This window comes from Streptomyces mobaraensis (assembly GCF_020099395.1).
Taxonomy (GTDB): Bacteria; Actinomycetota; Actinomycetes; order Streptomycetales; family Streptomycetaceae; genus Streptomyces.
Window position 1 is genome coordinate 1,188,144 of record NZ_CP083590.1, and the last position, 20,793, is coordinate 1,208,936.

Annotated in this window: 19 protein-coding genes; 3 read left to right on the top strand and 16 right to left on the bottom strand. The window is 72.6% G+C overall.

What is annotated here, in order from left to right:
- Positions 1-41: 41 nt before the first annotated feature.
- The 15 genes from ispG to K7I03_RS04985 form a co-directional block, all read right to left on the bottom strand.
- A complete protein-coding gene (gene ispG, locus K7I03_RS04915; RefSeq protein ID WP_224346887.1) occupies positions 42-1,199 on the bottom strand; it encodes a flavodoxin-dependent (E)-4-hydroxy-3-methylbut-2-enyl-diphosphate synthase in 1,158 nt (385 codons plus the stop codon).
- A 4-nt stretch (positions 1,200-1,203) separates the two neighbouring features.
- The gene (gene hpnH, locus K7I03_RS04920) at positions 1,204-2,226 is read right to left on the bottom strand and encodes an adenosyl-hopene transferase HpnH (protein WP_185943384.1); all 1,023 of its coding nucleotides are present in this window, start codon (positions 2,224-2,226) and stop codon (positions 1,204-1,206) included.
- Positions 2,227-2,231: 5 nt separating this feature from the next.
- Positions 2,232-2,888, bottom strand: a complete 657-nt coding sequence (locus K7I03_RS04925) for a phosphorylase family protein (protein WP_185943385.1) — start codon at positions 2,886-2,888, stop codon at positions 2,232-2,234.
- Positions 2,888-4,909: a squalene--hopene cyclase gene (shc, locus tag K7I03_RS04930; protein WP_185943386.1), complete on the bottom strand. Its 2,022-nt coding sequence runs from the start codon at positions 4,907-4,909 to the stop codon at positions 2,888-2,890. Before shc ends, K7I03_RS04925 begins: the two co-directional genes overlap by 1 nt.
- Before the next feature lie 119 nt (positions 4,910-5,028).
- A complete protein-coding gene (locus K7I03_RS04935) occupies positions 5,029-6,093 on the bottom strand; it encodes a polyprenyl synthetase family protein (protein WP_224346888.1) in 1,065 nt (354 codons plus the stop codon).
- A gap of 70 nt (positions 6,094-6,163) precedes the next feature.
- Positions 6,164-7,612 carry a hydroxysqualene dehydroxylase HpnE gene (gene hpnE / locus K7I03_RS04940; RefSeq protein WP_185943388.1) on the bottom strand — a complete coding sequence of 483 codons (1,449 nt, stop codon included), beginning with the start codon at positions 7,610-7,612 and terminating at the stop codon, positions 6,164-6,166.
- A gap of 79 nt (positions 7,613-7,691) precedes the next feature.
- Positions 7,692-8,642, bottom strand: a complete 951-nt coding sequence (gene hpnD, locus K7I03_RS04945; protein WP_185943389.1) for a presqualene diphosphate synthase HpnD — start codon at positions 8,640-8,642, stop codon at positions 7,692-7,694.
- Complete coding sequence (gene hpnC / locus K7I03_RS04950) at positions 8,639-9,538, bottom strand: squalene synthase HpnC (protein WP_185943390.1); 900 nt, start codon at positions 9,536-9,538, stop codon at positions 8,639-8,641. The genes hpnD and hpnC overlap by 4 nt, the downstream gene beginning before the upstream one ends.
- A 395-nt stretch (positions 9,539-9,933) precedes the next feature.
- Complete coding sequence (locus tag K7I03_RS04955; protein ID WP_185943391.1) at positions 9,934-10,722, bottom strand: ABC transporter ATP-binding protein; 789 nt, start codon at positions 10,720-10,722, stop codon at positions 9,934-9,936.
- Positions 10,715-11,659: an ABC transporter permease gene (locus K7I03_RS04960; RefSeq protein WP_185943392.1), complete on the bottom strand. Its 945-nt coding sequence runs from the start codon at positions 11,657-11,659 to the stop codon at positions 10,715-10,717. Before K7I03_RS04960 ends, K7I03_RS04955 begins: the two co-directional genes overlap by 8 nt.
- A gap of 78 nt (positions 11,660-11,737) precedes the next feature.
- Positions 11,738-12,634 carry a glycosyltransferase family 2 protein gene (locus K7I03_RS04965; protein WP_185943393.1) on the bottom strand — a complete coding sequence of 299 codons (897 nt, stop codon included), beginning with the start codon at positions 12,632-12,634 and terminating at the stop codon, positions 11,738-11,740.
- Entirely contained in the window at positions 12,631-13,410 is a 780-nt protein-coding gene (locus K7I03_RS04970; protein WP_185943394.1) for a CDP-alcohol phosphatidyltransferase family protein, read from the bottom strand. The genes K7I03_RS04965 and K7I03_RS04970 overlap by 4 nt, the downstream gene beginning before the upstream one ends.
- Positions 13,388-14,449 carry an iron-containing alcohol dehydrogenase family protein gene (locus tag K7I03_RS04975; RefSeq protein WP_185943395.1) on the bottom strand — a complete coding sequence of 354 codons (1,062 nt, stop codon included), beginning with the start codon at positions 14,447-14,449 and terminating at the stop codon, positions 13,388-13,390. Before K7I03_RS04975 ends, K7I03_RS04970 begins: the two co-directional genes overlap by 23 nt.
- Positions 14,437-15,174 carry a phosphocholine cytidylyltransferase family protein gene (locus tag K7I03_RS04980; protein WP_185943396.1) on the bottom strand — a complete coding sequence of 246 codons (738 nt, stop codon included), beginning with the start codon at positions 15,172-15,174 and terminating at the stop codon, positions 14,437-14,439. The genes K7I03_RS04975 and K7I03_RS04980 overlap by 13 nt, the downstream gene beginning before the upstream one ends.
- A complete protein-coding gene (locus K7I03_RS04985; protein ID WP_185943579.1) occupies positions 15,171-17,021 on the bottom strand; it encodes a DUF5941 domain-containing protein in 1,851 nt (616 codons plus the stop codon). The genes K7I03_RS04980 and K7I03_RS04985 overlap by 4 nt, the downstream gene beginning before the upstream one ends.
- A 262-nt stretch (positions 17,022-17,283) precedes the next feature.
- On the opposite strand from K7I03_RS04985, the gene galE reads away from it, so the two are divergent.
- From galE to idi, 3 genes are all read left to right on the top strand, one after another.
- A complete protein-coding gene (gene galE, locus K7I03_RS04990; RefSeq protein WP_185943397.1) occupies positions 17,284-18,270 on the top strand; it encodes a UDP-glucose 4-epimerase GalE in 987 nt (328 codons plus the stop codon).
- Positions 18,271-18,425: 155 nt separating this feature from the next.
- Positions 18,426-19,367: a cation diffusion facilitator family transporter gene (locus K7I03_RS04995; protein ID WP_224346890.1), complete on the top strand. Its 942-nt coding sequence runs from the start codon at positions 18,426-18,428 to the stop codon at positions 19,365-19,367.
- 103 nt (positions 19,368-19,470) lie between these two features.
- Complete coding sequence (idi, locus tag K7I03_RS05000; RefSeq protein ID WP_152263490.1) at positions 19,471-20,082, top strand: isopentenyl-diphosphate Delta-isomerase; 612 nt, start codon at positions 19,471-19,473, stop codon at positions 20,080-20,082.
- Here idi and K7I03_RS05005 read toward each other — a convergent pair.
- Entirely contained in the window at positions 20,057-20,611 is a 555-nt protein-coding gene (locus K7I03_RS05005; protein ID WP_185943580.1) for an ATP-binding protein, read from the bottom strand. The genes idi and K7I03_RS05005 overlap by 26 nt on opposite strands.
- Between the last annotated feature and the right edge of the window lie 182 nt (positions 20,612-20,793).

The following is a 20,793-nucleotide window of genomic DNA, read 5'->3' on the forward strand; positions in this document are numbered from 1 at the left end:
TCGTCCCCGGCCCCTCGCGCCGGGTCCCGTGTCGGTCCTCGCTAGCCGGCCACGGTGACGGCGGGCGGCCCGGAGGGCGTACCCGCCGCCGCCATGTCACCGGCCAGCTTCGTGGCTTCGTCGATGAGGGTCTCGACGATCTTCGACTCGGGGACGGTCTTGATGACCTCGCCCTTCACGAAGATCTGCCCCTTGCCGTTGCCGGACGCCACACCCAGGTCCGCCTCGCGCGCCTCACCCGGACCGTTGACCACACAGCCCATCACCGCCACGCGCAGCGGCACCTCCATGCCCTCCAGACCCGCGGTCACCTCGTCCGCCAGCTTGTAGACGTCCACCTGCGCCCGCCCGCACGACGGACACGAGACGATCTCCAGCCGGCGCTGGCGCAGGTTGAGCGACTCCAGAATCTGGATGCCGACCTTGACCTCCTCCGCCGGCGGCGCCGACAGCGAGACACGGATGGTGTCGCCGATGCCCTCCGCCAGCAGCGCACCGAACGCCACCGCCGACTTGATCGTGCCCTGGAACGCCGGACCCGCCTCCGTCACACCCAGGTGCAGCGGGTAGTCGCACTGGGCGGCGAGCTGCCGGTAGGCGTTGACCATGACGACGGGGTCGTTGTGCTTGACGGAGATCTTGATGTCCCGGAAGCCGTGCTCCTCGAACAGCGACGCCTCCCACAGCGCCGACTCCACCAGCGCCTCGGGCGTGGCCTTGCCGTACTTCTGGAGCAGACGGCGGTCGAGCGACCCCGCGTTCACCCCGATGCGGATCGGGGTGCCGGCCTCGGAGGCCGCCTTCGCGATCTCCTTGACCTTGTCGTCGAACTGCTTGATGTTGCCCGGGTTCACCCGCACCGCCGCACAGCCCGCGTCGATCGCCGCGAACACGTACTTCGGCTGGAAGTGGATGTCCGCGATCACCGGGATCTGCGACTTCGCCGCGATCACCTTCAACGCGTCCGCGTCGTCCTGCGTCGGGCACGCCACCCGCACGATCTGGCAGCCCGACGCCGTCAGCTCCGCGATCTGCTGGAGCGTCGCACCGATGTCCGACGTCCGCGTCGTCGTCATCGACTGCACCGACACCGGGGCGTCCCCGCCCACCGCCACCGACCCCACCCGGATCCGCCGGCTGGGCCGGCGGACGGCGATCCGGGCGGGGACGGACGGCGTTCCCAGCGACACCGTGGTCACGGCGTCAGTCCCGGTTGCCCGAGACGGTCTCGCGGACGGCGCGCAGCGACTCCTTGAGCGAGCTCATGGTCGCCAGTACGGCGGTGGGCTCGTAGCCGCAGTGCGCCATGCAGTTGGCGCACCGCGGGTCCTTGCCGCGGCCGTACTTGTCCCAGTCGGTCTCCTCCACCAGCTGCCGGTAGGTGGGCACGTACCCGTCGCTCATCAGGTAGCAGGGGCGCTGCCAGCCGAAGAGCGAGTAGTTGGGGATGGCCCAGGCGGTGCAGGGGAAGTCGGCCTTACCCTCCAGGAAGTCGAGGAAGAGGGGGCTGTGGTTGAGCCGCCACCGCTTCCGGTTGCCGCCGGAGAACGCCTTGGAGAACAGCTCCCGGGTCTGCTCGACGCCCAGGAAGTGGTCCTGGTCCGGGGCCTTCTCGTAGGCGTAGGCGGGCGAGATCATCATCTCGTCCACCTTCAGGTCGTCGTTGAGGTAGTTGAGCACCTCGACGATGGTCTGGGGGGTGTCGGTGTTGAAGAAGGTCGAGTTGGTGGTGACCCGGAAGCCGCGCCGCTTGGCCTCCTTCATGGCCGCCACCGCCTCGTCGAAGACGCCCTCCTTCGCCACGGACTCGTCGTGCCGCTCGCGCAGCCCGTCGATGTGCACCGCGAACGCGAAGTACGGCGAGGGCGTGAACTTGTCGAGCTTCTTGCGCAGCAGCATCGCGTTGGTGCAGAGGAAGACGTATTTCCTCTTGGCCACCAACTGCCGGACGATCTCGTCGATCTGAGGGTGCATCAGGGGTTCGCCACCGGCGATGGAGACCATCGGCGCGCCGGACTCCAGCACCGCGCCGACCGCCTGCGCCACCGGCATGCGCTGCTTCAGGATCCCCGCCGGGTGCTGGATCTTGCCGCACCCCTCGCACTTGAGATTGCACGCGAAGAGCGGTTCCAGTTCCACGATCAACGGGAACTTCTCCCGCCTGCGCAGCTTCTGTTCAGCGAGATAGGTACCGACGCGGATGGACTGACGAAGCGGCATTGCCATCTGGCTCACCTCCTGGGGAGCAGCAAAGAACGGTGCCATGCAAAAAAGGCCGGAAGGACGGTGCGCAGCACGCGGAATGCCGATATTCCACCGCGCAGGGTCCCGATGCGGACAAGCTCGTGTTCGGGAGCGTCCACGACCACTCGGACGGCCGCAACCGGGCGCGGACCGGCCCGGACGGCGCTTCTGAGCGTGGCGGCGGACTCCATGTCCACCGCGAGCGCCCCCGAGGCGTGCAGGGCGGATCGTTCCGCCCCGCGCACCACATGGTCGGAACCTACCAGTGGGCCGGTGTGGATGGTCCGCCTGGGTACCACCCGGGCGAGCTCCTTGGCGAGGAGCTCCACACCGGCGCACTCGGTGCGCCCTTCGGCGTCCCGGGTCTCGTCGGCGACGACCAGGTCTCCGGGGTGCATCCCGGGGGCGAGGCCGGCGCAGAAGCCGGTGGCGATCACGGCGGCGTCGGCGAGCGCGGCGTACCTGCCGTCGCCGCCGAGCGCCGCGGTCACGGCACGGTCCGCCGCCTGCGGGCCCATGCCCGTGCGCAGGATGGTGGCGGAGCCCGCCGCGCCGTGCCGGCCGCCGCGCAGGGCGAGGCGCTCGATGCCCAGGGCGCAGGCGACCAGCAGGGGCGCCGCGGGGGGTTCCGTGCCGGGATCCATCAGACCTCCCGGGCAGCGAAGGGTTCGCCGTGCAGGTAGCGGCCGAGGGCCGTGAGCGGGAACACCTGCCGGTACAGGTGGTAGTTGATGGAGAAGTCCCAGGGGAAGCCGGTGCCGGTGAAGTAGGGCTCGTCCCAGGAGCCGTCCGGGCGCTGGGTGCCGGCCAGCCAGGCCACCCCGCGTTCGACGGCGGGGCTGTCCCGCTCCCCCGCCGCCAGCAGGGCCAGCAGGGCCCAGGCCGTCTGGGAGGCGGTGGACTCCCCGCGGCCCATCCAGTCGGCGTCCCGGTAGGAGCGGAGGTCCTCGCCCCAGCCGCCGTCGGCGTTCTGGACGCTCTCCAGCCAGGCGACGGCCCGCCGGAGGGCGGGGTGGGAGCCGGGGAGACCGGCGGCGACGAGGGCGGGGACCACCGCCCCCGTCCCGTAGACGTAGTTGACGCCCCAGCGGCCGAACCAGGCGCCGCACTCCTCCTGTTCGGCGAGCAGCCACTCGATGCCCCCGCGGGCCCGGGGGTCGTGCTGTTTGCCGAGGACGGCCAGCGCCTCCACCACGTGGGCGGTCACGTCCGCGGAGGGCGGGTCGATGACCTCGCCGAAGTCGCAGAACGGGAGCCGGTTGGGGAAGGGGCTGGTGTTGTCGACGTCGAACGCGGCCCACGCGCCGTTCCTCGACCGCATGCCCACGGTCCACCGCATCGCCCGCCGGACGGCCTCCTGGACGCGCGCCGGGTCCGGGTGCCGGACGCGCAGCAGCGCGAGCACCACCTCGGCGGTGTCGTCGACGTCCGGGTAGTTGTCGTTGTGGAACTCGAAGGCCCAGGCGCCGGGCTCCAGTCGGGGGCGCCGCACGGACCAGTCCCCGGGCCGCAGGACCTGTTCGTCGAGCATCCAGTCGGCGGCCTTGACCAGCGCCGGATGGTCGGGGGCGAGCCCCGCGTCGGCGAGCGCGATGGTGGCCAGGCAGGTGTCCCAGACCGGGGACTGGCACGCCTCGATCATCCGGACCGGCTCGCCGTCGGCGTCCTCGTGCCAGACGGCGAAGCGGTCCAGCGACTCCAGGCCCGCGCGCAGCACCGGGTGGTCCAGGTCGTAGCCGAGGAGGTGCAGGGCGATGACGGAGTAGACGGCCGGGGGCTGGATGCCGCCCCAGCAGCCGTCGTTCTCCTGGCGTTCGACGATCCAGCGGGCGGCGGCGTTGAGCGCCGCGCGGCGCAGGGGGCGGACGGCGACCCTGCGGTAGGCGTGCAGCGCCTTGTCCAGGCGCTGGAAGAAACCGTCCCAGCTGGCGGCCGGCGCGGGCGGGCGCGGCGGGTTGGGGCGGCGGGGGTCGGTGTGCAGCTCGTCGAGGGCGAACGGCGCGGGCCGTACGGGCCGGTGGGCGCCGACGACGGTGAGCGGAACGATGGTCTGCCGGGCCCAGCAGGCGAAGTCGTAGATGTTCAGCGGCATCCACTTGGGGAGGAACATGATCTCCGGAGGCATCTCCGGGAGGTCCTCCCACTTCCACCAGCCGAAGAGGGCCAGCCAGATCCGGGTGAAGACCCGGGTGGCGGCGATGCCGCCGCGCTCGCGGACCCAGGCGGAGGCGGCGGCCATGTGCGGCTCGTCCGGGGCGTCCCCGGCGAGCCGGAGGGCGACGTACGCCTCGACGGTGGCGGACAGCTCCCCCGGCCCGCCGTGGAAGGTGGCCCAGGTGCCGTCCGGCCGCTGCTGGGAGCGGATCCAGCGGGCCGCGGCGCGGGTGGTGCGGTCGTCCCTGGTCCCCAGGAACTCGCGGAGCAGCAGGTCCTCGGCGTCCATGGTGACGTTGGTCTCCAGGTCGCCCTTCCACCATCCCTGCTCGTTCTGGTGGGACAGGAGGTACTCGGTCGCCCGCGCGGTGGCCCGCTCGGCGGCGGCGCGGACGGCGGCCGGTGCTCCGCCGGCCGCCTCCTCCTTCACTTCTGTCACAGCGGTGACACTGTGACCGGCCTCGGCCGCACGGGGCAGGAGTGCCCCGGCGCCGTCGGTCGTCGCTGTCATGGTTTCCCCTAATGCAGTGAGTTGCTTCTCTGCCGTACTGCCGTACCTGGGGTTTCCGTCGGCCGACGCGAGCAGCGCACCGGCCGGCGACCGCGATGGCTAGTTCGGGTGAATACTCATCATCTCTTTCGTACTACAACGAAGTCCGACAGCGCGACGAGACGGGCCCGGATCTCTGACGGGATGTCAACTCCGTCCAGCGCCTCGATCGCCGTCGCGTGCTGCCGGCGGGCCTCCTGCGAGGTCCACTCCCGGCCGCCCGCCTCCTCGATCAACGCCGCGCGGCTGGCGAATTCTTCCTCGTCGAAGTCGGCGAGCTGGGCATCCGTCAGCTTGGCGTCCTCGGCCAGGATGGTCGCGAGCCGCTCGGAGGCCGGCCCGCCCGCCGCCAGGGCGGCCACGACCGGCAGCGACTTCTTGCGCTGCCGCAGATCGCTCCAGGTCTGCTTGCCGGTGGCCTCCGGGTCGCCCCAGATGCCGAGCAGGTCGTCGACCGCCTGGAAGGCGAGGCCCATGTGGTAGCCGTACGCCTCCAGGACGTCGGCCGTACGGTCGTCGGCGCCGCCGAGCACCGCGCCGATGGAGGCGGCGCAGGCCAGCAGGGCGCCGGTCTTGTTGCCCTCCATCTCCAGGCACTCCGCCACGGTGACCCGCTCGCGGTGCTCGTAGGAGATGTCCTGGGCCTGGCCGTCGATGAGCTTGCGGGTCGCGGTGGTCAGCCGGCGGGTGGCCCGGCCGGCCTCGGCCGTGCCCAGCTCCAGCAGCACCTCGTTCGCGAGCGCGAAAAGAGCGTCGCCGACGAGGATCGCCTGCGCCGGGCCGTGCACCTTCCAGACGGTGTCGCGGTGCCGGCGCTGCTCGTCGCCGTCCATCAGGTCGTCGTGCAGCAGCGAGAAGTTGTGCACGAGCTCCACGGCCACCGCCCCCGGCACGCCCGTCTCCGGGGCGGCGCCGGCGGCCTCGGCCGAGAGCAGGGCCAGGGCGGGGCGGACGGCCTTGCCGCTGTCGCCGTCCGTCGGCCGCCCGTCGACGTCGATCCAGCCGAAGTGGTAGGCGGCCACGGTGTCCATCGGTGCCGCGAGCCGGTTGACGGCGGCACGCAACACCGGCGTGGCGAGCGTCCGTCCGCGCTCCAACAGGGCGCTGACGTCGCCGGTATCGCAGGCTGGGATCGCCGAAGTCACGGTCTCTCCTCTGGTGATCGTGCTCACGCGCGCCCCGTTCGGGGGGCGGGCGCCTGGGGGACTCGCTGGGTCATACCGCCTCCCGCACGGGGCTGCGATAGGTCCGGCCGAGCCCGGAGAGGGCCGCGTCCGCGGCGCTGAGACCACTGCGCACGGCGCCCTCCATGGTCGCGGGCCAGCCGGTTGCGGTCCACGCACCGGCCAGGAACAGGCCGGGCGCGTCGGTCCGGGCGCCCGGCCGCAGCCGGCCGACGCCCGGTGTGGGGGCGAACGTCGCTGTCCGCTCCCGGGTCACGAAGAAGTCCCGCACGCCGGCGCCGCGGGCGGCCGGCAGCAGCCGCTCCAGCTCGGGCAGGAAGCGCGCCCGCAGCTCGGCGACCGGCCGGTCGATGTCGTCCTGCGCGGCCGACTGGGAGACCGCCAGGTACTGCCCGGTCGCGGTGCGGGCGGCCAGCCCCGAGGAGTGCGTCCGGTCGAAGACCCACTGCACGGGAGACCCGAGCGCCGTGAAGAACGGCTGCCGCAGGACTTTGCGATCATAAATCACATGCAGGTTGAGGATCGGCGCGGTGCCGATCTCCAGCAGCCGCCCGGCGTCGGGCAGCGCGCCGTCCGGCAGCAGCGCGTGCGTCTCGCGCTGCGGGACGGCGAGCACCACCGCGTCGGCGTCCAGCCGCTCACCGGTGCCGGGACCGCTCTCGGCCTCCACCCGCCAGCCGCCGCCGTCGGCCCGGGTGAGACCGGTGACGCGGGTGCGCAGCGCGACCCGCACCCCGGCCTTGTCCAGCGCGGCGCGGGCCCGGGTGTCGTGCAGCTCGCCTAGCGGGACGCCCGCCCAGCCGATGTCGGCGGCGCCGGGCTCGGAGAGCAGCCCGGTCTTGAAGACCTTGGCGGCCAGCCCCATCGACGCCTGGTCGGCGGTGGCGTTCAGGGTGGCGACGCCCACCAGGTCCCAGAGCGCCTCGACGGTACGGGCCGACTGCCCGTGGCGGTGCAGCCAGGTGGCGAAGTCGACGTCGTCCAGCGCCGGGTCGGCGGGGTCGAGCCCGCGCAGCGCCAGCGCGGCGCGCCCGACGCTCATCCGCTCGGCGAGCGACAGGTGCGGGTACGTGGCCAGGCTGGCGGCCAGGTGCAGCGGGACCGGCAGCGCGGACCGGCGCAGCCGGCCCAGCCGCGGGCGCCCGGAGCGGTGGCCGACGTCCAGGACGGGGACGTCGAGGCGGTCCTGCACGGTGGCGAGGTGGCCGGCGTCGATCCGGTCGAGGAACCAGCGGTAGGCGGTGCAGCAGCGCAGGAAGACGTGCTGCCCGTTGTCGACGGTCAGCTCCCCGCGCCGGAACGAGAAGGCGAGGCCGCCCAGCCGGGGGCGGCCCTCCAGCAGCGTGACCCGGAGTCCGGCGTCCGCGAGTTCGAGCGCCGCGGTGACGCCGGCGAGCCCGCCGCCGACCACCACGGCGGCCGACCCGTCGGGGCGTCCCGACCGGCCGGCGGGTACGGCGGGTGCGTCGGTCTCCGTCATGCTCCCACCCTTCTGGCTGCTGTCAGGGACGCGTCCGCGCCCTCGGAGGTTGCGCCCGCGGGCGGGGTCGCGGGGCTCATCAAGCGCGCCCCCTGGCGGTCTGCCGGTGGACGCTGCGCGCGTCGTAACCGGACAGCCCGCGGACGGCCACCAGGGCCTTCTCCCGTCCGGGCAGCGAGACCCGGCCGCGCAGCACGGCCTGCGGGGTCTCGGCGATGCGGTCGAGCAGCCGGCGGTAGATGCCGGACATCGCGGCGACGCAGGCGCCGCTGCGCCGGTCGAGCATCGGCAGCAGCCGCATGCCCTCGGCGAACAGCGCACGGGCGCGCCGGACCTCGAAGGCCACCAGGCCGGTGAAGTCGGCGCCCTCCGGCGGCACGGCGGAGCCGAACCCGGCCGAACAGCCGAACTTGGCGAGGTCGTCGGAAGGGAGGTAGGTACGGCCGTTGGCCGCGTCCTCCCGGACGTCACGCAGGATGTTGGTGAGCTGGAGCGCCAGCCCCAGCGTATTGGCGTACTCGGAGGCGCGCTCGGTATCCCGTGCGCCGGGCACAGTGCCGAACACGCCCAGCGAGAGCCGTCCGATCGACCCCGCGACACAGCGGCAGTACACCGCCAGGTCGTCCCAGGTCTCGTAGGTCTCGCCGCGAACGTCCATCTGAACGCCGTCGATCAGTTCGTCGAGCGCGCCGAGCGGAATGGGAAAGCGCCGCGCGGCGTGCGCCAGGGCGACGGCCACCGGGTCGGTGTCGTCCTCCTCGACGTCGCCGCCCCTTATCCGGCCCAGCACGGCGCGCGTCTCCTCCAGCCGGAGCCGCTTGGACTCGTCGTCCAGCGGTCCGTCCCCGATGTCGTCGACCCGCCGGGAGAAGGCGTAGAGCGCCGACATGGCCCGCCGCTTGGCGGTGGGCAGCAGCCTGATCCCATAGCTGAAGTTGCCGGCCTGCTGTCCGGTGACGGCCTCGCAGTAGCTGTACGCGGCGAGTACCGGTGCGGACGCGTGTGGCGTACCGATCACGGTCCCGCTCACCCCTCTCTTCGCAGTGTCGCCCCCACCTCGCGCAGCAGGCTGAGCTTGGTGGGCTTGGGCGGTCCGGGGAGTACGTCGTGTCCCGCGGCGGCGACCGCCCGGAGCGCGGCCCTCCCCCCGCCCACGAACCCCGCGAGCAACAGCTTCAGCCTGCCGTGGACGCTACCCACCAGGGGGGTCCCTTCATTCAGCAGGCACCGGGCGCGTTCCGCCTCGAACGCGACCAGGGCGCGCACCGACGCGCCCGCACGGGGCCGCGCGAGGTCGGCCTCGCCCACCCGGAAACGTTCCATGTCCTCGGCCGGGAGGTAGATCCTGTCACGTGCCAGGTCCTCGGCCACGTCCTGGAGGTGCTCGACGATCTGGAGCGCCGTGCAGACCGCGTCCGAGCGGCGGATCCGCTCGGGGCTGGCCGTGCCGGTGACCCCGAGGACGAGCCGTCCGACGGGGTTCGCCGACAGCTCGCAGTAGGCGACCAGGTCGTCGTACGTCGCGTAGCGGCGCACCCGCTGGTCCATCCGGTTGGCCTCGATCAGGCCCAGGAAGGGCTCCGGGGTGAGGCCGTGGCGCCGGACCATCGGCCGGATCCGCCGCAGCAGCGGATGGCTCGGGCCCGTGCCGTGGGCGGCGAAGACCCGCCGCAGGTCGGCCTCGAAGGCGTCGAGCATCGCGAGCCGGTCGTCCGCCTGCTCTCGGTCGAGGCCCAGCAGCTCGGCGTCGCGCCCGCCGGGGGCCACGTCGCCGTCGCCGATGTCGTCGACCAGCCGCGCGTACCCGTAGATCGCCATCAGATCGTCACGCCGGGCGCGCGGCAGGAAGAACGGCGCGACCGGGAAGTTCTCGTGCGCGGCCTTGTCGAGCACGGCACGCGCGTGCGCGTCCGTCCCCGCGGTCATCGCGGGCTGCCCGGACCACAGACGGCGTATGCGCCTCTGATCTGGAGAGGCCCCGCAGCCATCACAGCCATCGCCGTCACATCTCCCGTTCTACACTGCCGACCCAGAACATCCTATTTCGGACACGCCGCAGCGCGGCCTCCTGCCCTGCTCCCCCGTGAGCCGCCCCTGAAACGCCCCCGGTGCCCGGCACCGCCGGGCGCCTCCCTGGCACAGCACGCTACAGCGTACGCCGTACAAGCACGCGGTCTTCGCCGAGGTCCGTGCTTGATCCATACAATGCCACGCCCTGCCGGACCCGTCCCAGTCGATATGCGCGTCCATGTCATTTTCCGACACGGAAACGGAGACGGGCCTCCCGCCGCGCGCTCGCGGCGGGAGGCCCGATTCCGCCCTCAGCGGGCGGTCTCCTTCTCATAGGCCCGGACGACCTCGTCCGTCGGGCCGTCCATCAGCAGCTCGCCGCGTTCCAGCCAGAGGACCCGGTCGCAGGTGTCCCGGATCGAGCGGTTGTTGTGGCTGACCAGGAAGACCGTGCCGGCCTCCTGGCGCAGCTCGCGCACCCGCGCCTCCGAGCGCTTCTGGAAGGACCGGTCACCGGTGGCCAGCGCCTCGTCGATCATCAGCACGTCGTGCTTCTTCGCCGCGGCGATGGAGAAGCGCAGCCGGGCCGCCATGCCGGACGAGTACGTCCGCATGGGCAGCGTGATGAAGTCGCCCTTCTCGTTGATGCCCGAGAAGTCGACGATGTCCTGGTAGCGCTCGCGGATCTCCTCGTGGGTCATGCCCATCGCGAGACCGCCGAGGATGACGTTCCGCTCGCCGGTGAGGTCGTTCATCATCGCGGCGTTGACGCCCAGCAGGGACGGCTGGCCGTCGGTGTAGACCTTGCCGCGCTCGGTGGGCAGCAGCCCGGCGATGGCCTTCAGCAGCGTGGACTTGCCCGAGCCGTTGGAGCCGATGAGGCCGATGGCCTGGCCGCGGTACGCGGTGAAGCTCACGCCCTTGACGGCGTGCACCTCGCGCACCCCGGCGCCCGGGGAGCGCTTGACGATCCGGTTGAGCGCGGCGGTGGCGCTGCCCCGGCCGGTGTTGCCGCCGTAGACGCGGTAGACGATGTGCACGTCGTCCGCGATCACGGTGGGGATACGGGCCCCGTCGGGGGCGGTGCTCTGCTCAGCCACGGCCGTACTGCTCCTCAGCCTTCCAGAAGTACACGAAGCCCCCGAGGCCGACGAGGACGGCCCAGCCGACCGCCAGCGGCCAGACGTGCGCCGGCAGGTCGATGTGCTTGCTCGCCGCGTGGCTGGTGATCAGCGACGACCGCATCAAGTCGATGTAGACCGCCGCCGGATTGGCGCTCAGCACGTCGACGACCCAGCCGGGCGCGTTCGCCTTCTTCAGCGCCTCGACCATGTTGTACATCACACCGGACGCGTACATCCACGTCCGCAGGATGAACGGCAGGAGCTGCGCGAGGTCCGGGGTCTTGCTGCCCAGCCGGGCCAGGACCAGCGACAGGCCGGTGTTGAAGACGAACTGCAGCACCAGCACCGGCACGATCAGCAGCCAGGACAGCGCCGGCATATGGCCGAAACCGATCAGGAAGGCGAAGACCACACACATCGAGAACAGCAGCTGCTGGAGCTGCTGCAGTGCGAAGGAGATGGGCAGCGCGGCCCGGGGAAAGTGCAGGGCGCGCACCAGGCCCAGGTTCCCCGAGATGGCCCGGACCCCGGAGAGCGCCGAACTCTGGGTGAAGGTGAAGACGAACACGCCCGTCACCAGGAAGGGGATGTAGACCCTGATCCCCATGCCCTTGCTCTGGCCCATCAGGAAGCCGAAGATCAGCAGGTAGACCATGGCGTTCAGCAGGGGCGTGGCCACGTGCCAGAGCTGCCCCAGCTTGGCCTTGCTGTACTGGGCCGTCATCTTGGCCCGGGAGAAGGCAAGGATGAAGTGCCGCCGGTCCCACAGCTGCCGGGCGTACTCCGGCAGCGACGGGCGGGCGCCGCTGACCGACAGGCCGTACTTCCTGGCCAGCTCGGCGGCCGACAGCCCGGCGTCGGGTGATGGTGCAGCACTCATGGCGACCGCACTGCCGTGCGTTGTCTCGCTCACTGTTGACACTTTCGTCCTCAAGGTGCGCTGCCGGGGACGGTCCCCCGGCAGCGCCCGATGCTCTCAGACAAGAGCTTGTCAGATCACCGGCGGGCGACCCAGCCGGGTCAGGCGCCACACGGTACGCCACTTCATGGGCCGGCGCGGACCGCACGGCGTCGTCCAGCCCTCCTTGAAACCGCCGAACCAGGCGCGGAGCGCCGGCATCGAGGGCTTCCTGGCCAGGGTGAGCAGCATCCACACCCCGAGGTAGACCGGGACGAGGAGGGCCGGCAGGTTACGGCGGGCCAGCCAGACCCGGTTGCGGGCCACCATGCGGTGGTAGACCGCGTGCCGGCTGGGGGCGGTGGTCGGGTGGTGCAGGACCATGTCCGCCCGGTAGTCGATCATCCAGCCCGCGTCGAGGGCCCGCCAGGCGAGGTCGGTCTCCTCGTGCGCGTAGAAGAACTCGTCCGGCAGGCAGCCCGCGTCGGCGAACACCCGGGTGCGGGCCGCGTTGGCGCCGCCCAGGAAGGTGGTCACCCGGGAGGAGCGCATCGGGTCCGAGGCGCGCAGCCGGGGGACGTGCCGGCGCTGGGTGACGCCGGTGTCCGGGTCGGCGATCCGGAAGCTGATGATGCCCAGCTTCGGGTCGGCCTCGAACGCGCGGCGGCAGAGCTCCGCCGTGTCCTGGTTGGGCAGCAGCCCGTCGTCGTCCAGGAAGAGGAGGACGTCGACGTCGCGTCCGGCCGGGCCGAACGCCTCGATGCCGACGTTGCGGCCGGCCGGGATGCCCACGTTCTCGGGCAGCTCGACGGTCCGCACCGACAGCCCGGGGACGTGCACCTCGGGCAGCGGCGCGCCGTTGCCCACGATGACGACCTCGATCGGGTCGCCGTCCTGCTTGGCGACCGACTCCAGCAGCGCGCGCAGCTCGGCGGGGCGGTTGCCCATGGTGAGGACGACCGCGCCGACCTTCAGGCCCCGGGCGCTCATCGCAGCCTGCTGGAGGCGAGGATGGACACGAGGTGCAGCAGCGTCTGCAGGACGGCGATGCCGGCGAGGACGGCAGTGCCGAGGCGGGTGAAGAAGAGGTCGCCCCGGGCCTGGTCCAGGATCGCGAGGAACACGATCAGCAGCGACGCCTCGATGCCGAGGATCAGCCGGTGGAACTGCAGTGCCGCGGCGGCCTTGCGGGCCAGGGCCATGCCGGAGGAACGCGGCTCGGCCGCGGCCTCCTTGACCGGCGGCATGCCGTTCTGGTGGCGGGCGACGCCGACGAGGTCGGTCTCCGCCTTGATCAGGACGGCGCCGAGCGCGGCGAGCGTGCCGAGGAAGGCCCACAGCCAGTCGATGCGCCCGCCGCCCCAGAGGTCGGCGGCGCGCAGGCCGAGACCGAGGAGGACGGCGGCGTCGCACAGGTAGGCGCCGACCCGGTCCAGGTAGACCCCGGACATCGAGTACTGCTTCTTCCAGCGGGCGATCTCGCCGTCGACGCAGTCCAGCAGCAGGTAGAGCTGGACGGCGACGGCGCCGAGCACGGCGCCCGCGATCCCGGGCACCAGCAGGGCCGGGGCCGCGAGGACGCCCGCGACGGTCATCAGGTAGGTGAGCTGGTTGGGCGTGACGCGGGTGTTCACCAGGTGGCGGTCCACCCGCAGCGAGATCTCCCGCATGTACAGGCGGCCGGCCCAGTGCTCACCGCTGCGCCGGTCCTTCACCCCCGCGGGGTGGACGACCGGCCGGAGTTCAGCGACTGACGGTTTCTGCATAGTCGGCGTATGCGTCCCTGATCTGGTCGGTGGTGAGGGCGAGGTGCTCCAGGATGGTGTACCGCCCGGGCCGGGTCTGCGGAGCGAACTCCACGGCGCGGACGAACTCGTCCTCGGTGAACCCGATGTCGCCGGGGAGCACGGGCAGGTCGTGCCGGCGCAGGGCCTCGACCATCAGCGCGGACTCCTCGCGAGCACCGCGGAGGTGCATGGCGAAGGCGGCGCCGAGGCCGCACTGCTCGCCGTGCGGGGCGGCGCGCTTGGGGTAGAGCAGGTCGAAGGCGTGGTTGATCTCGTGGCAGGCGCCGGAGGCCGGGCGGCTGTCGCCGGCCACGGACATCGAGATGCCGGTGAGCACGAGGCCCTCGGCGAGCACCTGGAGGAACCCGTCGTCGTCGACACTGCCCGGGTGGCGCAGCACGGCCTCGCCGGCCTGCCGGGCCAGCGCGGCGGCCAGGCCGTCGATGTCCTCGCCGCGCACCCGGTGGGCCAGCTCCCAGTCCGCCACGGCGGAGATGTTGGAGATGGCGTCGCCGATGCCCGAACGGACGTAGCGGCCGGGGGCCTGCCGGATGACGTCGAGGTCGATGACGACGGCGATCGGGTTGGGCACGCCGTACGAGCCGCGGCCCGCGTCGTTGTCGAGGGTGGCGACCGGCGAGCAGAGACCATCGTGGGAGAGGTTCGTGGCCACGGCGACCAGCGGCAGGCCGATGCGCGCGGCGGCGAACTTCGCACAGTCGATGATCTTGCCGCCGCCCAGGCCCACGACCGCGTCGTAGTGGCCCGACTTCATGGCGTCGGCCAGCTTGATGGCGTCGTCGAGGGTGCCGCCGCCGACCTCGTACCAGGTGGCGCCGGGCAGCGCCGGGGCGAGCCGCTTGCGCAGCGCCGCCCCGGAGCCGCCGCTGATCGCGACGGCGAGCTTGCCGGAGCTGGAGATCCGCTGGTCCGCGAGGACGCTCGCGAGATCGTCCAGGGCCCCGGCCCGGATGTCGACCACGACCGGCGAGGGGATGAGCCTCGTCAGTACTGGCACGCGATCTCCCGGCCCTTGGCGAGGTCGTCGTGGTTGTCGATCTCGACCCACTTGACGTCGCCGATCGGCGCGGTGTCGATCTTGAAGCCGCGGTTGACCAGCTCCTGGTAGCCGTCCTCGTAGTAGAGGTCGGGGTCCTTCTCGAAGGTCACCTTGAGGGCGTCGGCGAGCTCGGCGCCGGCCTCGGCCTCGATCAGGGTGACGCCGATGTACTCGCCGGTCGCGGTGGCCGGGTCCATCAGCTTGGTGATGCGCTGGACGCCCTTCTCGGGGTCCACGATGACCTTCATCTCCTCGTCGGCGAGGTTCTTCACCGTGTCGAGGGCGAGGATGATCTTCTGGCCGTTGCCACGGGCGTCGAGCAGGGTCTTCTCGACGGAGACCGGGTGGACGGTGTCGCCGTTGGCGAGGATCACGCCGCGGCCGAGGACCTCACGGGCGCACCACAGGGAGTAGGCGTTGTTCCACTCCTCGGCCTTGTCGTTGTCGATCAGGGTGAGCTTGAGGCCGTACTTCTCCTCCAGCGCCGCCTGCCGCGCGTACACGGCCTCCTTGCGGTAACCGACGACGATCGCGACCTCGGTCAGACCGACCTCCGCGAAGTTGGCCAGGGTGAGGTCGAGGACGGTCGTCTCGCCGTCCACGGGCACCAGGGCCTTGGGGAGGGTGTCGGTGTAGGGGCGCAGACGGCGTCCGGCGCCGGCTGCCAGCACGAGGCCGATCATGCGGGTTCTCCTGTTTCGTCGTGTACTGCGGGCGCCCCGGAGGACACCCAGAAGCGGATGCTCTCGATGAGCACCGCGAGGGCGATGCCGGCCGCGAGGGCCGTCAGCGCGATCGTGAAGCCTTGGCCCTGCCACAGGACGGCGGCGACGGTGACCGCCAGGGCCCGTCCCTCGTGGCCGCCGATCATCCGGACCAGCCAGTGCGGGGGCGCGCCGGTGCCGCCGCGGATGCGGTACACCGTGTCGTAGTGATGGTAGGCGACCGCGGCCACCAGGCCGAACGCCGCGGGAAGCGCCCCGGCGACGTCCGAGCGCGCGGCGAGGACGAGGATCGCCAGGTATTCGGCGGCGCGGAGGACGGGCGGGAGCAGCCAGTCGAGGGGGCCCTTGAGGGGGCTGGAGACCGCGAGGCCGGTCAAGATCGCGTAGACCGCGGCGCCGGCGACGCCCAGGGGGCTACCGAAGGGCTTGACCAGCAGCGGGACCAGCAGCGCGGCGGTGCCGAGCAGGCCCAGGAGCGGGACGGTCACGGCGCCCTTGACGCGGGTGAGCCGGGCGACGGTCTCGGCGACCGGGCCCGAGTCGGTGAGCTCGTACAGCGCCCGGGCGGCGCGGTCGGTGCGGCGGGCTGGGGGTCCCCCCAGCGGTAGCTGGGGGAGGGTCACCGAGCGCAGGACGCGGCCCGCGGTGGTGTAGCAGGCGGCGAAGGCGCAGCCGACCAGGAGCACGATGAAGACGACGCGCGGGGTGGTGAGCGCGGTGAGGACGGCTATCAGCGCCCAGCGCTCGCCGATCGGCAGGATGATCATGCGGCGGGCCCAGACCGTCCAGCCGACGCTGTCCAGCTTCCCGGAGAGCGCCGCGGTCGGGCTGGTGTTCGCCGTGGCGTCGTGGTTGGCCTCGTTGAACGCGAAGTCCACGACGTGCCGGCAGGTCTGGAGGACCATCGCGCCGAGCGCCAGCGCCCACACATCCTCACCGCCGCGGGCGGCGCCCAGCGCCAGGCCCGCGTAGTAGGCGTACTCCTTGGCCCGGTCGAAGGTGGCGTCGAGCCAGGCGCCGAGCGTGGAGTACTGGAGCGAGTAGCGGGCGAGCTGGCCGTCGGTGCAGTCGAGCACGAACGAGAAGAGCAGCAGCAGGCCGGCGGCGACGAACCCGGGGCGGGTGCCGGTCGCCGCGCAGCCCGCCGCGATCAGCGCCGTCAGCAGCGAGGCGGTCGTCACCTGATTGGGGGTGAATCCGCGCCGGGCGCACCAGCGGGCGATGTAGCGCGAGTACGGGCTGATGCAGAAGGTGGTGAAGAACCCGTCGCGGGACTTCACGGCGTTCCGCAGCCGGACCGCCTCGTCGTCGGTGGCCGCGACGGCCGCCTCGGCGTGCGCCCGGGCCGGGGCGTCCGGCGGGACGTCGGCGACGAGCACGCCCAGCTCGGGGCGGTGCACGGCGACGCCGTGCGCTTCGAGGCCGGCGGCCAGGGCGTCCGGGAGGACGTCGAGCGGGGAGGCCGGCGCGGCCGGGAAGCCGGCGTAGGCGCCCACCCGGTGCCGGCCGTCGGCGAGCGCGACGACGTCACCCAGCGCGGCCCGGGCCTCGGGCTGCACCGTGAGGGCGCCGTGCACCGCGGCGGCGGGGAAGCGGGGGTCGGTCAGCGCGAGCCGGAGGCTGTGGAGGTGCCCGACGAAGCGGTGGTCGACGAGGGCGAGCCGGGCGTGGGCCGGGGCGGCCGCCAGGGCGGCGGACACCTCGGCGGCGTCGGCCGCCACGCGCACGTCGAAGCCCAGGGACCGCAGGTCGCCCTCCAGGGAGGAGCCGACGGGCGGCAAACCGGTGAGGATGGCGGTCGACAGACGAACTCACTCCTTGGAAGCGTGCCTGGCCGCCTCGGGTCCGCAGGTGTCCGGGCAGCGGTGGTGCCGCGCGGGGGCCCCGGCGTCGGTGGCGAGCGGCACGTCGGCAGAGGCTATCGGATCACTGGAAGCCGCCGTTCACCGCCGGGTGCGGCCCGGGCCTCACGAGGAGGACGTCCGGGGCGCCGCCGTGGTTCCCGGCCGGTCAGGACCCGGCCCGGCGCGGGCCGGCGGGGTGCCCTGACTGGTCTAGGGTGCCGTCATGACGTGGCTGATCACAGGTGGGGCCGGGTACATCGGGGCCCATGTGGCGCGGGCGATGACGGAGGCCGGCGAGCGGGTGGCCGTCCTGGACGACCTGTCCAGCGGTGACGCGGCGCGGCTGCCCGAGGGCGTCCCGCTGGTGCGCGGCTCGGTCCTGGACCGGGAGGCCGTCGACCGGGCGCTGAAGGAGCACGGGGTGACCGGTGTGGTGCACCTCGCGGCCAAGAAGCAGGTCGGGGAGTCGGTCGAGCGGCCGCTGCTGTACTACCGGGAGAACGTGCACGGGCTGACCGTGCTGCTGGAGTCCGTCGTCGCGGCGGGCGTCCGGAGCTTCGTCTTCTCCTCCTCCGCGGCCGTCTACGGGATGCCGGACGTCGACCTCGTCACCGAGACGACGCCGTGCCTGCCGATCAACCCCTACGGGGAGACCAAGCTGGCCGGCGAATGGCTGGTCCGGGCCGTGGGCGCCGCGCACGGCCTGTCGACCGCCTGCCTCCGCTACTTCAACGTGGCGGGCGCGGCCCGGCCGGAGCTGGCCGACACCGGTGTGTTCAACATCATCCCGATGATGTTCGACCGGATCACCCGGGGCGAGCGCCCACTGATCTTCGGGGGCGACTACGCGACCCCGGACGGCACCTGCGTCCGTGACTACATCCACATCGAGGACCTGGCCACCGCGCACCTGGCCGCGGCCCGCCGGCTGGCGGAGCGCCCGGAGGCGGGCGACCTGACGCTGAACGTGGGCACCGGCCACGGGGTGTCCGTCCGGGAGATGGCGGACCTGATCGGCGAGGTCAGCGGACGCCCGGGGCTGACGCCCGAGGTGGGCCCGCGCCGTCCGGGCGACCCGGCCCGGGTGGTCGCCGGCAACGACCTGATCACCCGGACGCTCGGCTGGAGCCCGCGCCACGACGTGCGGAGCATGGTCGTGTCGGCCTGGGAGGGCTGGCGGCTGCGCCATCCGGACGCGTCCGCCGGGTGAGCCCGGAGGTCCCTCGAACTGATGGAATCCTCGCAGGTCAGCGGGGATGACAACGGTGTTCGGTGTCGCGTTGCCCAGGGCCCCCCCGCCCGTAGTTCACTGAGGTGCCGGGCGGCACCCCGCCGCCGGGGACCGGTACGCGGGAGGCGGCGTTCATGGGTGCAGGGCACGACCACGGGCACGCGAACGGCGGCCCCCCGCCGACCGGCACCGCCGCGGCGGCCTACCGGGGGCGGCTGCGGATCGCCCTGGGCATCACGCTCTCGGTGCTGGTGGCGGAGATCGTCGGCACGATGCTCACCGGTTCGCTGGCGCTGCTGGCCGACGCCGGTCACATGGCGACGGACGCGGTGGGCGTCGGGATGGCGCTGGTCGCGATCCACTTCGCCAACCGGCCGAGCGGCGGCCGGCGCACCTACGGCTACGCGCGCGCCGAGATCCTGGCGGCGCTGCTGAACTGCCTGCTGCTGCTCGGCGTCGGCGGCTACATCCTCTTCGAGGCGGTCCAGCGGCTGACCGCGCCGACGGAGGTGCCGGGCGGGACGACGGTCGTGTTCGGTCTGGTGGGCGTGGTCGCCAACCTGATCTCGCTGTCCCTGCTGATGCGCGGGCAGAAGGAGAGCCTGAACGTGCGCGGGGCGTTCCTGGAGGTCCTCTTGGACGCGCTGGGGTCGCTGGCCGTCGTGGTCTCCGCCCTGGTGATCATGGCGACGGGCTGGACCCGGGCGGACCCGGTGGCCTCGCTGCTGATCGGGCTGATGATCGTGCCCCGGACGCTGAAGCTGCTGCGCGAGGCGCTGGACGTGCTGCTGGAGGCCGCGCCCCGGGACGTGGACATGGACGAGGTCCGGGCGCACATCACGGCGCTGCCGGGGGTGACGGGCCTGCACGACCTGCACGTCTGGACGATCACCTCGGGGATGCCGGTGCTGTCGGCGCACGTGGTGGTGGACCGGGTGGCGCTGGACGCGGCCGGGCACGAGCGGATGCTGCGGGACCTCCAGGGCTGCCTCGGGGAGCACTTCGCCGTCGAGCACTGCACCTTCCAGCTGGAACCGGGCGGGTACGCGGAGCGCGAGGCGCGGCTCTGCCACTGATCCGCGCCCGTCCGCGCGCTTCCGCCTCCCCCGGGTCCCCGCGTTCCGCCGGGGTCGCCGTGGGGCAGACTTGAGGGCCAAGACCGACACCCGAGGATGGTCAATGCCGATCACATCAGCCGAGGGCCGCTCCGCCGATTCCGCCGCGGCCCCCGCCTCCCCCGAAGCCGCTGAACCGATCATGCTGGAGCTGGTCGACGAGGACGGCAGAACCATCGGGACCGCCGAGAAGGTCTCCGCGCACCTCGCCCCCGGCCGGCTGCACCGCGCCTTCTCGGTCTTCCTCTTCGACGAACAGGGGCGGCTGCTGCTCCAGCGCCGGGCGCTGGGCAAGTACCACTCCCCCGGCGTGTGGTCCAACACCTGCTGCGGGCACCCGTACCCCGGCGAACTCCCCTTCGTGGCGGCGGCCCGGCGCACGGCGGAGGAGCTGGGCCTGGCCCCCGAGCTGCTGCGGGAGGCGGGCACGGTGCGCTACAACCACCCGGACCCGCTGTCGGGGCTGGTGGAGCAGGAGTACAACCACCTCTTCGTCGGCACCGTGCGGGCCACCCCGGAGCCGGACCCGGAGGAGGTGGAGGAGTACGCCTATGTGACCCCCGCCGAGTTGGAGAAGCTGATGTCCGAGGTGACGTTCTCGGCGTGGTTCATGACGGTGCTGGACACGGCGCGGCCGGCCGTCCGCGAGGTCATCGGGGCCGGGGCGGGCTGGTAGGGCCGGCGGCGCGGGGAGGGGCCGGCGCGGCGGCGAGGGGCAGGACGGCCCAGACGACCTTGCCGCCGCCCGCGGTGTGCTCGACGTCGTAGCTGCCGCCGGCCTCGTCCACCACGGCCTGCACCAGCAGCAGTCCCCGGCCGCCGATCCGCTCCTCGTCGGGGACCAGCGGGCGGGGCCGGTAGGGGTGGCCGTCCTCGACGGCCACCCGCACCTCCGCCGGGCCGACGGACACCTCGACGGTGAGCTCCGGGGAGAGCAGCGCTGCGTGCTGGACGGCGTTGGTGACCAGCTCGGAGACGATCAGCAGCAAGCCGTCCAGCAGGTCGGCGCCCAGCGGCACCTTCTGACGGCGCATCAGGTCGGCGACGCCGTGCCGGGCGCGGGGCACGGAGGTGGGGAGCGCGGGCGCGGTGAACCGCCAGCAGCCCTGCCGGACGGGGCGGCCCGCGGGGCCGGCCGGCTCGCGGGGCGCCGTGGGCGGCGGGGCCTGGCCCGGCTCGGGCGGGACGCTCCCGACGATCTCCATGTCCGATACCAACCCCTCGCCGTGGCTCCACCGCACACGACGAGTGTTGGGAAGACCACAGTCCGCGCGGACAGCTGATCAGAAGTCGCCGCCAATCGACGCTATTTGATCGCGTGCGTATGCCGCAGTCACTCTCGCGACTGTTCCTGGCTGCCCTGATCGTCGTTCGCGGAAGGTTCGTG